At 37.2% G+C, this 15,095-nt stretch carries 16 protein-coding genes and 1 other annotated feature; all 16 genes read right to left on the reverse strand.

What is annotated here, in order from left to right:
• Positions 1-365 precede the first annotated feature (365 nt).
• Positions 366-585, reverse strand: a binding site (T-box leader).
• 98 nt (positions 586-683) lie between these two features.
• Entirely contained in the window at positions 684-1,208 is a 525-nt protein-coding gene (locus ACFXN8_RS18620; protein WP_376075923.1) for a DivIVA domain-containing protein, read from the reverse strand.
• Positions 1,209-1,303: 95 nt separating this feature from the next.
• Positions 1,304-2,092, reverse strand: a complete 789-nt coding sequence (locus tag ACFXN8_RS18625; protein ID WP_386847171.1) for a YlmH family RNA-binding protein — start codon at positions 2,090-2,092, stop codon at positions 1,304-1,306.
• Between the two features lie 585 nt (positions 2,093-2,677).
• Positions 2,678-2,956 (reverse strand): YggT family protein, encoded by a 279-nt coding sequence (locus ACFXN8_RS18630; RefSeq protein WP_376075920.1) that lies wholly within the window; start codon positions 2,954-2,956, stop codon positions 2,678-2,680.
• A 20-nt stretch (positions 2,957-2,976) separates the two neighbouring features.
• Positions 2,977-3,474 carry a cell division protein SepF gene (locus ACFXN8_RS18635; protein ID WP_386847174.1) on the reverse strand — a complete coding sequence of 166 codons (498 nt, stop codon included), beginning with the start codon at positions 3,472-3,474 and terminating at the stop codon, positions 2,977-2,979.
• A complete protein-coding gene (locus tag ACFXN8_RS18640; protein WP_386847176.1) occupies positions 3,458-4,162 on the reverse strand; it encodes a YggS family pyridoxal phosphate-dependent enzyme in 705 nt (234 codons plus the stop codon). Before ACFXN8_RS18640 ends, ACFXN8_RS18635 begins: the two co-directional genes overlap by 17 nt.
• A 152-nt stretch (positions 4,163-4,314) precedes the next feature.
• Positions 4,315-4,551, reverse strand: a complete 237-nt coding sequence (locus ACFXN8_RS18645) for a PRC-barrel domain-containing protein (RefSeq protein ID WP_053594630.1) — start codon at positions 4,549-4,551, stop codon at positions 4,315-4,317.
• An 869-nt stretch (positions 4,552-5,420) separates the two neighbouring features.
• Positions 5,421-6,194: an RNA polymerase sporulation sigma factor SigG gene (sigG, locus tag ACFXN8_RS18650; RefSeq protein WP_049668350.1), complete on the reverse strand. Its 774-nt coding sequence runs from the start codon at positions 6,192-6,194 to the stop codon at positions 5,421-5,423.
• 114 nt (positions 6,195-6,308) lie between these two features.
• On the reverse strand, positions 6,309-7,016 hold the full coding sequence (gene sigE / locus ACFXN8_RS18655; protein WP_049668349.1) for an RNA polymerase sporulation sigma factor SigE: 708 nt from the start codon (positions 7,014-7,016) through the stop codon (positions 6,309-6,311).
• Between the two features lie 13 nt (positions 7,017-7,029).
• Positions 7,030-7,863 carry a sigma-E processing peptidase SpoIIGA gene (locus tag ACFXN8_RS18660; RefSeq protein WP_386847179.1) on the reverse strand — a complete coding sequence of 278 codons (834 nt, stop codon included), beginning with the start codon at positions 7,861-7,863 and terminating at the stop codon, positions 7,030-7,032.
• 763 nt (positions 7,864-8,626) lie between these two features.
• Positions 8,627-9,784 (reverse strand): cell division protein FtsZ, encoded by a 1,158-nt coding sequence (gene ftsZ, locus ACFXN8_RS18665; RefSeq protein WP_386847181.1) that lies wholly within the window; start codon positions 9,782-9,784, stop codon positions 8,627-8,629.
• A 53-nt stretch (positions 9,785-9,837) separates the two neighbouring features.
• Positions 9,838-11,121: a cell division protein FtsA gene (gene ftsA, locus ACFXN8_RS18670; RefSeq protein WP_376075909.1), complete on the reverse strand. Its 1,284-nt coding sequence runs from the start codon at positions 11,119-11,121 to the stop codon at positions 9,838-9,840.
• Positions 11,122-11,217: 96 nt separating this feature from the next.
• A complete protein-coding gene (locus ACFXN8_RS18675) occupies positions 11,218-11,589 on the reverse strand; it encodes a small basic family protein (RefSeq protein ID WP_323645284.1) in 372 nt (123 codons plus the stop codon).
• A gap of 3 nt (positions 11,590-11,592) precedes the next feature.
• On the reverse strand, positions 11,593-12,312 hold the full coding sequence (locus tag ACFXN8_RS18680; RefSeq protein WP_376075908.1) for a DUF881 domain-containing protein: 720 nt from the start codon (positions 12,310-12,312) through the stop codon (positions 11,593-11,595).
• A gap of 141 nt (positions 12,313-12,453) precedes the next feature.
• Positions 12,454-13,182 (reverse strand): DUF881 domain-containing protein, encoded by a 729-nt coding sequence (locus ACFXN8_RS18685; protein WP_386847184.1) that lies wholly within the window; start codon positions 13,180-13,182, stop codon positions 12,454-12,456.
• Positions 13,160-13,981, reverse strand: a complete 822-nt coding sequence (locus tag ACFXN8_RS18690; RefSeq protein WP_386847186.1) for a cell division protein FtsQ/DivIB — start codon at positions 13,979-13,981, stop codon at positions 13,160-13,162. Before ACFXN8_RS18690 ends, ACFXN8_RS18685 begins: the two co-directional genes overlap by 23 nt.
• 20 nt (positions 13,982-14,001) lie before the next feature.
• The gene (locus tag ACFXN8_RS18695) at positions 14,002-15,081 is read right to left on the reverse strand and encodes an FtsW/RodA/SpoVE family cell cycle protein (RefSeq protein ID WP_386847188.1); all 1,080 of its coding nucleotides are present in this window, start codon (positions 15,079-15,081) and stop codon (positions 14,002-14,004) included.
• Positions 15,082-15,095 lie beyond the last annotated feature (14 nt).

Genomic DNA, 15,095 nt, shown 5'->3' on the forward strand with positions numbered 1-15,095 from the left:
TTGTTGCTGTCGCTTCGCTTTCGCACAGAGCAAAGCTTCCTGGGGGCGTCCGATGAGCCGCTTCGCTTCGCTGCAGGGTCTCGGGCCAACAGATGTTTTTTGCGCGAAAGCGTAGTGCTAACGTAGCGTCAGCAGCACGATGTTGGTCACGAAGGCGTTATCACAGGACGTGATGTTCTTAGCCTTCGTTCCTCTATCGCTAATCCCCAAGGAGTCGCCCAGCCTCCACTCCAATCAACTTATATACATGACATACGTTTTGTGAAATACCATCCTCAAGTTCTATTTATCGGCAAAATCAACACGTTTTAACAACGGAAGTATAAGTTACCTCCATTTGAACATAAAAAAGCCTCTCAATCCCTCAAAGGGACGAGAAGCTTATACTCGCGGTACCACCCTAATTGTAGCACAACATTGTACTACCACTTAAAGCACATTAACGTTGTGCATCACGAAATAACTTACTTCATTCAGTTATTTAGCTCAGAAGTGATGTTCATTGTTATTTGCATGTTTGGGCTCACACTATCCCCAAATCGCTTAACTACGCCTAACAAATACTGTCTTCGTCTTTGCCTGTTTGCATATGTGTTCAAAATAATTACTATTACCATAGTATATGAAAATCAAACAATCACGTCAAGCTTCACTTATTGCGTTCAAATGTCTAACAACAGCGTTTAAACTTGATCGGCTTCCTGTGCTTCTTCAACAGATGTTTGAATTTCAGTAAGGTCAATATCATATTGTAACAAATGGTCCCAATCGTCTGCATTTAGTAAATCAAGCTGTGCCTCTACAAGCATTTTAAAACGATTACGGAATACCTTTGATTGCTTTTTCAACTCATCAATTTCAATTGTCACTTTACGAGCCTTTGTTAATGCCTCATTGACAATACGATCAGCATTTTTTTCTGCTTCTTTTACAATGAGTTTAGCCTCTTTTTGAGAATTTCTTCGTACTTCATCAGCTGCTTCTTGTGCAACAACAATTGATTTTTGTAACGTTTCCTCTAAAGAGTTAAAATGTCTCGCTTGTTCTAAGGAAATTTCCAGTTGTCTGTCTACTTCTTTTTTTTCACGTAACAAAATCTCATAGTCTTTTATAATTTGATCTAAAAATTCATTTACTTCATCTTCAGCATAACCTCTGAAAGATTTAGTAAACTCCTTATTATGTATATCAATAGGTGATAATGGCATACGATCCTTCTCTCCTTTACATGTACATTCGTACTTTCTATTATACAATTGTTCCAACCACTTAGCAGTAAAAATTAATGAAATTTACTTGATTTTCAGCTTTTTTGGGTCAATCGACCGATTTGTAATCGAATTTTATCTTTTTTTGTACGGCCTTCAGTCATCATAATTTTTATTCGACCACTTCCACGTACAGATAAAATATCTCCTTCTTGTAATTCAAAGGCAACCGTATTCCGTTCAGTCCAATTGACACGTACCTTTTTACCTGTAATTAATGCTTGTGCTTTCTGGCGAGACGTATTTAAAACCGTCGAGATAATTACATCCAAACGCATAGAAGAAACAGTATGAGACTCTTCTAACCACTCTTCCTCGTTTGGAAGCAGTGTCTCTGTCTCTTTAATCGATTCTACATGTACCTTTACTTTGCCGATGCCTGTTAAATGTAAGCGTACATATTCCGCTACCTCATTCGCTACTACAAATTGTACTAGTTGTTCATTCACACGAATATCACCGAATTTACCACGATTCAGTCCTAAAGATAATAATGCTCCAAGAACATCCGGATGTCGTAGTTGGACAAATTTCACAGGGTATTGAATCGTAAATACGGTAAGCTGAAAGTCTTCCTCCACAGGCTCATAATAAGTAGGATAAATCAGCATGCGCTGTCTTTCTGCATTATCAAAGAGTCCAGCATTAGCTGTTTTCAATGTGTCATACTGTCCAATAATCGATGTAACAATAAAACGTTGCCGAGGATCTAGAAAATCAGTAAGCTTTGGAGCATATCGATCCTCTACCTCTTGCTGCCAGCTCACAACCTGTTCGATAAAAGGTTGTTCATCTTTTCTAAAATGCTGTATTAAATGCTCCATGTAACTTCACCTCTATTATCACTCTTTTATCTGTACAATTTCATTGGTATTTTATGGTTTTATATCAGTATATATTGATTATCCTTTTTTAAACATACAAATTAATTAGTAGGCTCTGATTTCCGCTACGGGCTACTCGCTTTCCTGCGGGCGAGCGTCGAGCCGCTTCGCTCCGTGCAGGGTCTCGTCTGTCTCGCTTTCCCGCGGGAGTCGAGTAGCCCTCCGCTACAATCAGTTAAAATGGGTATATATTCGCAAAATATCAACAAAAATTTTTATATTTAATAATAGATGCAACGACACCCTTCACTCAAATCCACATTACGTTTAAACTAATGTCACTCCAACTTTTAGTGGATAAGTCAAAATATGCGTGATTATAGTAGGAATGCTTTCATACCAACAATACTTTTTAATTTTAGTATTGGTCCTTAAATTCAGTTGGATTTTCTTTAGTAATGCCAGAACACTAATCTATACTCATGCTTAGGAATTCTAGGAATCATGACTAAATTGTAAAGCAATCATTTAATGTATTATTCCCCATAAATAAAAAATCCCCACCGTTCGTGAGGATTTCTTTTATTAAAACATAAAGTATATTTTTTGAATAACAATAAAAAGCCCATTTTTAATAAAATTAAGCATAAAAATTGCCACAATTGGTGAAATGTCAATCATCCCAATTGGAGGGATGAATTTCCTAAAAATCCCCAAATAAGGCTCACATACTTTTTTCAGGAAACGGCCAATTGCTGAATCTTGTACAGCAGGCACCCATGACATTAAAACATATCCAACTAACATATAAGAATACACGTTAAATGCTAATGATATATAACTTAGAATTATCCATAAATCCATATAAACTACAATCCTCGCTATTAATTATCGTCTAAAATAAAATTCGAAATTTCGCCAGACACTTCTACATTTTCAGGTGTGCATAGGAAAATGTCTTTACCAATTCTTTGAATATCACCGCCGAGTGCATAAACTGTGCCACTTAAAAAATCAATAATCCGTACACCTTGTTCTCGTTCAATTCGTTGTAAATTGACAATCGTTGCACGCCTATTTTTTAAATGTTCTGCAATGTCCTGCGCTTCGGCATAAACTCTAGGTTCAACTAATACAACTTTTGCACCTTTAGAATTCATTGCTGTCTGCAAACTGACAATATTGTTTGTAGGTGTTGTACTCTGCGGAAAAATTTCCTGAGCCGGTGCCTTTCGCTCCTTCATAACTTTTTTAGGCTTCACCGATTGGATCTGTTGCTGCTGTTGTACGGGTTGTTGCTGTTGAATAGGAGCTTGAGTGATTTCTTCTTCTATTTCTTCCTCAAGATAAAAGAAATTTTTAATTTTATTTTTCATGCTCATCCCGTTCCCCTCTTTCATTTCCAACAAGAGCCGTTCCAACTCGAACAAATGTAGCCCCTTCTTCTACCGCAATTTCAAAGTCATTAGACATGCCCATTGATAACTCGGTACAAGGTGCGTGTGCGAATCCTTGCTCGGCTATTTGCTGTTGACATTGTTTTAATTGCTTAAAAATAGAGCGAATAATTGTATCCTCATCTGTATTCGGTGCCATTGTCATTAAACCAACGACTTGAACTTTCGTAAAACTCTTTAATGATTCAATAAAAGGCAGGACTTCTTCAATTGATAAACCATGTTTTGACTCTTCGCCTGATACATTAACTTGTACAAAGCATTTGACAGGTTTGTCTGCTCTTTTTTCAATTTCTTGCGCTAAACTTAAACGATCTAATGAATGTAAATAATCAATACTGTTAATGACCTGTTTTACCTTACGAGTTTGTAAAGAACCGATATAATGCCAATGTACATCAGCTTGAATTGCTTCAGTTTTACGATTTAAGCCTTCAGGACGGTTCTCTCCTAAATGAATAAGGCCTGTATCAATTGCTTCTTGTGTTCTTTCTACAGAAACTTCTTTTGTCACTGCAATAATTTGAACTTTCTCTGCTTCACGATTTGCGCGCTTTGTTGCTGCTTGTATAAGATCATTAATTTTCTTCAAATTTGTTAAGATTTTAGTCACTGTTTTTCCCAACTTTACAACAATAGTTTCTTTTATTGTAACAAGCAATGCTTGAATTATCAATGAATAGCCTGACCTATGTGAAAGAACATTTTACTCTAACAAACGCTTTAAAATTGCTTAGATTTTAATAAGCATTAAAAATTTTGCTTTTAAGATAATGCTTTTACTAAAATGACATCCTTTCCAACTACAAGTACATCTTTCATATACACTTTCCTAACAGATTCTTCCCCGCGAAAAAGGCCAAGATATTTACGGGGTTCTGCAATCATAAAAGCCGTCACATAGCCTGTTTCTTTGGATACCTCTGCATCTACCACAAATCCTAAAAAGCGTCCGTTGCCTGCTTCAATAACTTCTTTTTGCTGTAACATCGAGAAACGCATTTTATCCCTCCTAAATCAATTACTCTCAACATCGTTTTTATCTCAACAAACTATGTTTTCTCTTTATATTTATGTGTTTATTGTTGTTTAAATGAAAATGAAATGATTAAGGAATCTCTCTTTGGCAAGATGAAGGGGTGATTTCCGTTCCAGGCTACTCGCTTTCCTTTGGGCGAGCGTCGAGCCGCTTCCTCCGCTTTTGTTTTCGCACAGAAAACATCCGCTCCGTGCAGGGTCTCACCTGTCTCGCTTTTCCCATGGGAGTCGAGTAGCCTTCCATTCCAATCAATGATAGTGCAATACTTTTAATTTATGCAATTAAGAATGAATGCTATAGCCACTTACCATAATCAAACAGAATAGAGAATGTTATTGTACATCTGCTACGACTATAAATTAAAGAGTGAAATGCTAAAAGACACTTACTAATGAATTGATTGGAGTCTAGACTGGGCAACAAATAAAGTAAAAGGATTCACTCACAGTTTTGTGTGTGAATCCTTTTTGTTCTTCTGAAGGTGGATGTCGATAAAAATTAAAAGTTAGGTGATAAAACGTGAAAGTTGGTGGATAAAATTCAGAAGTTGGTAGATAAAACGTGAAAGTTGGTAGATAAAATTTAAAAATTGGTAGATAAAACGTAAAAGCGGCTCATCGGGCGCCCCCAGGAAGCTTTGCTCTGCGCGAAAGCGAAGCGACAGCAATTGTTTTATCTGTGCGAAAGCGTAGCGACAGCAACAACAAAGCGCCCAGTCGGAACGGAAATCACCCCTCGTTTTGCCGAAGAGCAACCTTAATCTTATATGACATTTTAATTTCATTGAAAACAAATAAAATGCGCACCCTGAATTCGGATGCGCATTGTTTTTTTACTTATAATCTTTCTGCATTGTTTCAATCGCATTTTTTTCTAGACGTGAAATTTGCGCTTGAGAAATCCCCAATTCTTTTGCAATTTCAGTTTGTGTCTCACCGTAATAAAAACGCTTTGCAACAATCATTTGTTGACGATCATCTAACTTTTGCAAACTTTCCTTTACCGACACGTAGGCAACCCATTGATCTTCAGATACATCATCATCACGTAATTGGTCCATCATATAAACAGCGTCTCCACCGTCTGAATAAATGGGCTCCTGTAAGGAAACAGGGTCTTGAATGGCATCTAAAGCAAATAAAACATCTTCCTTTTTCATGTCAATCATTTCAGCAATTTCTTCAATCGTTGGTTCTCGTAAATTATCTGTTATCCATTGCTCTTTTGCCTGCATCGCCTTATACGCAATATCTCTTAGAGAACGAGAAACACGTAATGCATGATGATCACGCAGATGGCGACGAATTTCACCAATGATCATCGGTACAGCGTATGTTGAAAATCGTACATTATGCTTCAAATCGAAATGATCAATGGCTTTCATGAGGCCAATACAGCCTACCTGAAATAAATCATCTGCCTGCTCACCCCTGTAGGCAAATCTACCGACAATACTAAGCACTAACCTTAAATTGCACATTACAAGCTCTTCCCTAATCTCAGTTTCTCCAGCTTGTAAACGAATGAATAGTTCCTTCATTTCCTCGTGCTTTAATATTGGCAAAGTCGATGTATCTAAGCCGCAAAGATCTACTTTAGTTCGCATATTCGATTCCTCCGGATGTTATTCTCTGACTAAACCGTTACATCAGTTTGTCCGAGAGAAACGAGAATATGCACAAAAGCTACGACCAATTTTAGGTAGGGTAAATTTCCCTCTCTAAGATATTGGCTGATTCAGATTTTCACGTAAATCTTGAATAATTTTCTTCTCTAATCGGGAAATATATGATTGCGAAATACCTAAATGATCAGCAACTTCTTTTTGAGTCATTTCAATTTTTCCATTGAGACCAAAACGACATTCCATAATATATCGTTCACGCGCACCTAGTAAATTAATGGCATGAAACATATGTTGACGCTCAATTTTCTTCTCTACATTGTCTAAAATAATATGCTCTTCCGTTCCTAAAATATCAGACAATAACAATTCATTTCCATCAGCATCGGAGTTTAATGGTTCATCCAATGAAACTTCACCCTTCATGCGACTTGTTTTACGTAAATGCATCAAAATTTCATTTTCAATACAACGTGATGCGTATGTGGCAAGCTTAATATTTTTATCTGTATTGAACGTTTCAATCGCCTTAATTAAACCAATCGAGCCAATACTTATTAAATCCTCAATCGGTGTTCCCGTATTATCAAAACGTCTAGCAATATAAACAACAAGACGTAAATTACGTTCAATTAGTGTATCTCTAGCTCGTAAATCACCATTCATAAAGGATGCAATGACTGTAACTTCTTCTTCTCGACTTAATGGCACTGGCAATGAATCATTTCCCCCTATATAGTACGTTTCACGACTCCGAAACTTACTCCAAAATTTTTTCAAGCTAGCAAGTAGCCTAAGAAGCAATAGTTCTCCCCCTCTATGAGTTATTTGAAAGCGCTGAAAAATGTAAAATTGCTGCTGTGCTGTGCGGAAAATTTTTAGCCTTTTTTGTTAAAACGATATATTCATTCGTTTTCACTTGTGAGTGCTCCCCTTTTATATGCCACTCGTCAAAGCGGAAACCTAGTACAACTGACTGTTGTTGCACTGTATTGACATGAATAAATCGAATATAACGCTGATAATCTTCTGAAAACATGGATACATTATACGGATCAGTTTCTTGCCATTCTATCAATGCTTTGCAAAATGCTGCAGGTAAATGTGAGCGTAATGCTGCATAAGAGACAAAGTGAACAGGTTTTCCTGATAGTGGCTCAATTGCTTGATTCCCCGTATCTACAAATGCAGAAAGCGGTATCGTGATATTAAAAATTTTTAACGTCGTAGCAAACACAAACTGACCACTTAACCGTTCAAGCTTTACAAACCCCCATTGCTTATAAAAAGCAACAAGATTACCAACAGCTAATAGTAGGCAAATAATTATAAAATGGACAACAGAAAGATCTTTTAAATACGGTTGTAATGCTGTTAATAATCCGCCAATAATGATTGTTGCTGTTAAAACGATCGGTCCTTGCTTTTGAAAGCTTCGAATCTTAAAGCGAAAAGCTATCCCGATTAGTAAGATAAAGCTCAGTATCGTCATCAACAGCATTTGACCACCTATTACAGCTACAAAACTACTACAAATAGAACTCATTAATAATCTCGTGTTCTTTACAAAAACCCCTGTTACTTTCGCTGTAAACTTGAGTATCGCTAGATTAAAAAGTGTATTAATGAGCACCAGCCATTCTCCATACATAACAGCCGCCTCCTACTTACAAAGTTAGCATGTTAGACCCACAAATATTGTCAAACAATCGCATCAATTCATAAAAATGTTTTGACAAAATACATCCTTTCCTTACACATTTGAACATAATTAATTTTTAAAACACTGAAAATAGTCAAAAAAATTTCTATGAAAGTTGTAGCGCTTTAAATGGGGATAGGAATCCTTTTTTGCTCTATTGAAGGTGGATGTCGATAAAAATTAAAAGTTGGGTGATAAAACGTGAAGTTGGTCGATAAAATCTAAAAGTTGGGTGATAAAACGTGAAAGTTGGTCGATAATTCCTGAAAGTGTTCCGATAAAACTAAAAAGTTGGATGTCATTTTAAAACGTATGTCATGTGAATTGGTTGATTGGCGTGGAGACTGAGCGACTTCTAGGGGATCAGCGTCACAAATGAGACCCTAGAGCGACGCTTTCGTGACCAACACCCTGCCACTGCCGCTACGCTTTCGCGCAAAAATCATTTGTTGCCCCAAACGGCTCATCGGACGCCCCCAGGAAGCTTTGCTCTGTGCGAAAGCGAAGCGTCAGCAACAAATGTTTTATCTGTAGCGAAAGCAAAGCGTCAGCTACAAAGCGCTCAGTCGAAACGGAAATCAACCCCTCATTTTGCAGAAAAGCCATACTTTATTTAATAGGACCACTTAATTTCATTTACATATCAACAACATAAAAAAGCTCGTATTTCACATAATGTAAAATACGAGCTTTTTAAAGTTCGGATGCTGACTTATCCGCGATTTTTACGATTGCGTAAAAATGCTGGTACTTCAAGCGTGTCATCCTGTACATAATTTTGTTGATTTTGACGTGGTTGTTCTTGCTGTACATGTATATCTTGACGTTGCTCACGAATCGGAGCTTGCTGTTGCTGTGCAGCTTGTCTATTTGTATTTAACGTCGGTCGTGAAGTATTACGCTGTTGTTGTAAAGCTTCCTCTGAGAAACCAGTCGCAATTACTGTCACAATAATTTCATCTTTAAGATTTTCGTTAATAACAGAACCGAAAATCATATTTACTTCTTCATCTGATGCTGATGCTACAATATCTGCAGCCTCTTGTACTTCAAATAAGCTAAGATTTGAGCCACCAGTAATATTCATAAGGACACCTTTAGCGCCATCAATTGATGATTCAAGTAAAGGACTTGAAATAGCTTTCTTAGCTGCTTCTGCAGCACGGTTTTCACCTGTAGCAATACCAATACCCATTAACGCTGAACCTTTATTAGACATAATTGTTTTTACGTCTGCAAAGTCTAAGTTAATAAGACCTGGCGTTGCAATTAAATCTGAAATACCTTGTACACCTTGTCGTAAAACATTATCTGCTTCACGGAATGCCTCTAGCATTGGTGTAGATTTATCGACAATTTGTAATAACTTGTCGTTCGGAATAACGATTAAAGTATCAACAGACTCCTTCATGCCACCAATACCACCGATAGCTTGTGTTTGTCGTTTGCGACCTTCAAACGTAAATGGACGCGTTACAACACCGACTGTAAGAGCTCCTAAATCGCGAGCAATTTGTGCGATTACTGGCGCGGCACCAGTACCAGTTCCTCCGCCCATCCCAGCTGTAACGAATACCATATCTGCACCACTTAGAACTTCTTCTAATTGTTCACGGCTCTCTTCTGCAGCTTTTTTCCCTACTTCAGGATTTGCACCTGCACCTAATCCACGTGTAAGTTTCGTACCAATTTGTAGCTTTATTTCTGCCTTCGATAAATTTAACGCCTGTGCATCTGTGTTTACTGCGATAAAGTCAACACCCTGTACACCATGTTCTATCATTCGATTGACAGCGTTGTTACCGCCGCCACCAACACCAATGACTTTTATTACTGCAAGTTGATCAACACTTGTATCAAATTCTAACATTTCTTTTTCCTCCCACGGTAACTCGACTCTGTATCATTCATTACGCATTCAAGTTAATCAAAAAACTTATCAAATAATTTTTTTGCTCTTCCGATTACGCTTCCTTTTGGTTCTGAAGGTGCAGCATATTCTTGCTTTTTAGGTGTGGCTGCAGGAGATCCTACAACTGCATATTCAATAGGCTGCGTATTAGTACCTTTTCCATAAAAATCATCTTCTAAATAGGCGTAACGAATAAGTCCAACTGCCGTCGTAAATGAAGGCTCTCTAACGCCAATATAGTCAGGTGTGTATATTCTAACACGAGTTTGTAGAATCTGACGTGCCAGTTGAGCAATACCATCAAGCTTTGCAACGCCCCCGGTCAAAACAACACCGCCTGGTAAATCTCTAACACCTAGACGAGCTAACTCGTCGATAACTAACTCAAATAATTCTTCCAATCGAGCGCCAATAATTTCTGATATAAAGCGCTGGCTGTACTGATCTGTTGAATCTGTCCCTACAACCGGTACTTCGAATAGTTCATCATCTGATGCGTCATCATAATAGGCATGTCCAAATTGATGTTTAATTTGTTCTGCCTGTTCTGTTGGTGTTTTTAAGACGATCGAAATATCTTTCGTGATATGATCGCCACCAACAGGAATGACACCCGTATGTGTTAACAGTCCCTCTTCGAATACTGTGATAGTAGTTGAACCGCCTCCTAAATCAATGAAAGCGGTACCTTGGTTTTTTTCATCCTCCGATAATGCAAAAAACCCTGCTGCTAATGGTTGCAAATATATTTCTCGAATACTTAGGCCTGCACGTTCTACACAACGTAGAACATTGTGTAAAAGTGTTTTTGAGGTAGTAATCATTGTGGCATCCATTTCTAAACGAATGCCAATCATACCTCGTGGATCTTTAATCTCATCTAAATTATCCACAATAAACTGTCTTGGAATAATATTTACTAATTCACGTTCAGGAGGTATTGACATGACTTGTGCAGATTCTACCACTCTATCTAAATCATCATCTGTAATTTCTCTATTTTCACTATTTACAGCAACTACACCTTTAACTAGCTGTAACATCGTCTGGTTAGCAGGAACACCTAGAACGACTTCATTAATTTGATATCCTGTCATTCGTTCAGCTTGATCTATTGCTTTTCGAATTGATTGAACTGTTGCATCAATATCAACAATTGCACCTTTTCGAACACCATTCGATTTTACATTCCCGACCCCAATTACATGTAATTGACCGTCGCTCATTTCACCTATTAATACCTTGATAGAGGAAGATCCTATATCAAGAGAAATATATAAATCTTGCTGATTCAATTCGCTGCACCTCCTCGAAAAAATGCTCTTATTCTCATTCTATTGTAAATTCAGCATAATGTCTAAGCAAATCGAGTACTTTGCTCAATTTTTCTCTCATTCTATGGAATTTTTGTTCCTTTTGTGACGTTTCTCATCTAACCGAGTTAGTAAAATACGCCTAATTATTGCTATATTTTGGAACAAACGTACCCCAAAAGCGAAAATAGCAGCTAAATACAAATCTATCCCTAAATACACACCTAAAAAGGCTAATCCCGCTGCCAGAATTATATTAAAAAAGAATCCTGATACAAATACTTTATCGTCATATACTTGTTGCAATTGAGCACGAATACCGCCAAATAATGTATCTAAAGCTGCTAAAACAGCTATTGACAGATAATTTTCATATATAGAGGGTATTTGTATATTTGTTAACAAGCCAAGGGCAAGTCCAAATATCAAACCTAAAAATGGTAGCCACATATATTATTCTCCTTTTTTCACCTCTGTTAAATAATCATTTGTCAATGGCTGATCAAATGCTGGGATTGTTAAATGCTCAGTTGGTTCCTCTATTATTAAATTAAAGTTATCCAAATAAAAGGAATCAATAAATGTGGAAGCCTGTAAAGAGTTGTACATTTTTTGAGCTTCCTTAAATGTGCTTGTCCCAACATAAATTTCAAAGGGTGGTGCGGAAAGTGGTACACTGTTCACTGTAGTCTTTCCATTTATATCTCGAATGGCTGTTGTCTGGACAACTCGATTTCCATCTATCGAGACACTCGCTGCATTGTTTTTAAACAGAGCATTTAGTAATTGGGTTAGTAAATCAGGTGAAATTTCTTTGATTTCATATCCCATTTCTACTAATTCGGGCGCTGGTTCAACACGAAGTACAACTCCAGGACCTGTGACCTCCGTTAACCCGGCTTGTAGCTTTAAACGATTCAGGGTTTCATTCAATGCTGACTGTAAATTTGTTTTCTCTGATTGCTCATAGCGACCCACTACTTCATTAAGTGAACGAATTTCTGCTAATAATGTGGAATGCCTTTGCTTTTCTTCTGCTAATTCCTCTCTTATGGCCCAAATATCTCGTGTATCTCGCTCAGCTGGTTGCTTTATGGTATTGTATTGTACCGCTATCATCAAACCGATAATAAATAGCACGATCGTTATTCGGGTATACATATTTTTTTTCAAAATAGCCCCTCCTAGACGTATCGTAACCCTTCACAGATTTACGCCTTAGATCTTGAATTATGCAAAATACTTGTTAAAGTCTATAACCAAATTGGAGGCTATAACTAAATTTAATCTATAACTATTGACTAGAAAAATCGTTTAACTTTCTACTTTTACTTTTGGCATCGTAAGCTTTTGTTCTTCTTCTACTGATACAACAATATTGTCATTTAATAATTGATCCACTACACCACCATTTAAGTTTAAGGAAGCTATGAATGTTGCTGAATTTCCTACAGCCTCGATAACGAATGGAGCTGGATGTTGCTTGCCATCAATCGTAATGACTGGTCCATTACAGTGTATATAAGAATTCGCCAAAACACGTTGACCATTAATAGCAATTGCTTGTGCACCAGAAATTTTAAGCTCATTGAGCAATTTAAAAATATGGCTTTCATGCACGATATAATCATTAGGATTGGCAGATTTCGGATCGTAATCACCATCTTGAAGCGTTACACGTATCCCTTTTCCTTCTGAATTTAAATCGCCTAACAACAAGCGTAAATCCTCTGCCTCTTCAACAAGCTTTGTATAATCCTTTTTGCTAGCGACAAATGATTTTTCATACTTACGAATTTTTTCCTGCAAAGAATTCGCCTCTTCTAATAATTCTTTATTGCGCTCTTGCTGTGCAATTAACTCCTCACGATAAGAATCCTCTTGCTCTAAAAGCTCTGGATTGGTCGAACTTGCGTCTCGATTATCTTTAGCCTGGTTGTAGGAATAGCCAATGATAAACCCCATAGTCACACAAACAATAAGCAATTGAATTTGTTTTCTTGAAAAGAAATTTTCTTTGCTATTCTTTTTTTTGTTGTTCATCTTTTTCCACTTCCTGGTTGGCCGCATCTTTATCTATCTCAATAGCTGCTTGGTTGTACTCATTATTGAAAGGACGATAATACGAGCCGACCTCTAAATCGATAACCCCTTTCTCCAAATTAGAAATTTGTGCCACAAGCGAAGGGTAATGATTTAGCTTTTCTGCTAATGTTTGAATAACCGCTCGAACTTCATAGCCATCGTTCATATAGAGCTTGATTGCATTAGGGTTTGAATTATTGCTATTAGTATTGACTTGAGAAATTAGTGTTAATACTTCTGGATTTAATTGTGCTAACTGCTTTACAAGTTTCTTAATTGTCTTTTCGCCAGTTATGCCGATAAATACAGGTGCATCAATCGGAATTTCATCTCCAGCTTGATCAAAGCGCTTGCCATTTTCAAGCAATGGATAATAAGTACCGTCACCAGCTAAGTACGCAACCTTTTTCCATTCTTTAATGTCTATTGCCACGCCTTGAAGCCAATTACGTTTAACATGTGCTTCTTTCACCCATTTATCCTTTAGTAATAATTTCTCTACCTCTTCTTCTTTAAATCCCCACATTGACTTCCCAGTTGCAAGAGTACTTGTCTTCAAATAATACTGTTCTTCTACTAATCGAGCGCCGTTGACTGTAATATTGTTGATTTTACTGTAAGGAGATTGAAAATAAAGGAGTACTGCTAACACGATAAAGAAAAGTAATATTAGCACTATAAATTTCCGATTTGTACGCTTTTTTCGTCGCTGTTTTAGCGTAGGTATGCGATCTTCTATATCAATTACTTTCTCCAAAAAGTACTCCTCCTTTATATTTATTTCGCTAATTGATAAATAATACCTATTATTAGCCACATTGTTACTAAAGATGTTCCTCCATAGCTGATAAAAGGCAATGTGACACCTGTTACAGGCACTAAGCCAATCACTACTGCTATATTTAGAAATGCTTGTACGGTCAACATTGTTACAAGTCCAATGATCGCGTAATAAGATGTTCTTGTTTTAGCCTGCACTGCAAATTTATAGCCTGCATAAATCGTCAGTACGAAAAGTGTTAAAATAACAAGTCCACCAAATAATCCAACCTCTTCAAGAATTATTGCGTAAATAAAGTCATTTTGTGGTTCAGGTAAATATAAAAACTTTTGCCTACTTTGTCCAAAGCCATGCCCGAAAATCCCAGCAGGACCTATAGCCATTAATGACTGTACAGCCTGAAACCCACTTCCTAAAGGATCGAGCCACGGATCAATAAATGCCTCAATCCGCTTTAGTCGGTATGGCGCTGTGACAATCAAGCCTACTAATCCAGCAATCCCTGCAATCAAAAATATCGCATACAGTTTTAAAGGATACCCTGCCACAAAAAACAATAAAAACACAGAAACTACGAGAATAAAAACTGAACCAAAATCAGGCTGTAGCATAATAAGTACAACGGGTAATAATAAAATCAATCCATGCCGCCAATTAATAATAGACTTACCCGTTTTATGCTGTGCTAAAATATGGCTCATGTATACAATGACGGTAATTTTCGTTATCTCTGCTGGCTGAATTGTTAACGGACCTATGCCAATCCAGCTTTGAGAACCATTTCGTACAAGTCCAATTCCTGGTATCAGTACAAGGACTAGTAAAATTAACGAAAATATATAGGCCATTTTCCAAAAGGACTGCTCTTTCAAAATATTTAATCGAATCGTGATTAAAAACACTACAATGGCTACGGCAAAGTATAGACTTTGCTTCATATAAAACGGCATTTTTCCACTATAATGAACGGCACTCCAATAGGTACCTGCAGAATAGACGAAAATAATGCCGATTATAGAAAGCATCAATGTTGTGACGAGCAATAAATAGCTTTCTTTCCCTCTCAGTAATGCCATCCTTCCAAGTCAAG

This window comes from Lysinibacillus sp. NPDC059133, assembly GCF_042755925.1.
Classification (GTDB): Bacteria; Bacillota; Bacilli; order Bacillales_A; family Planococcaceae; genus Lysinibacillus.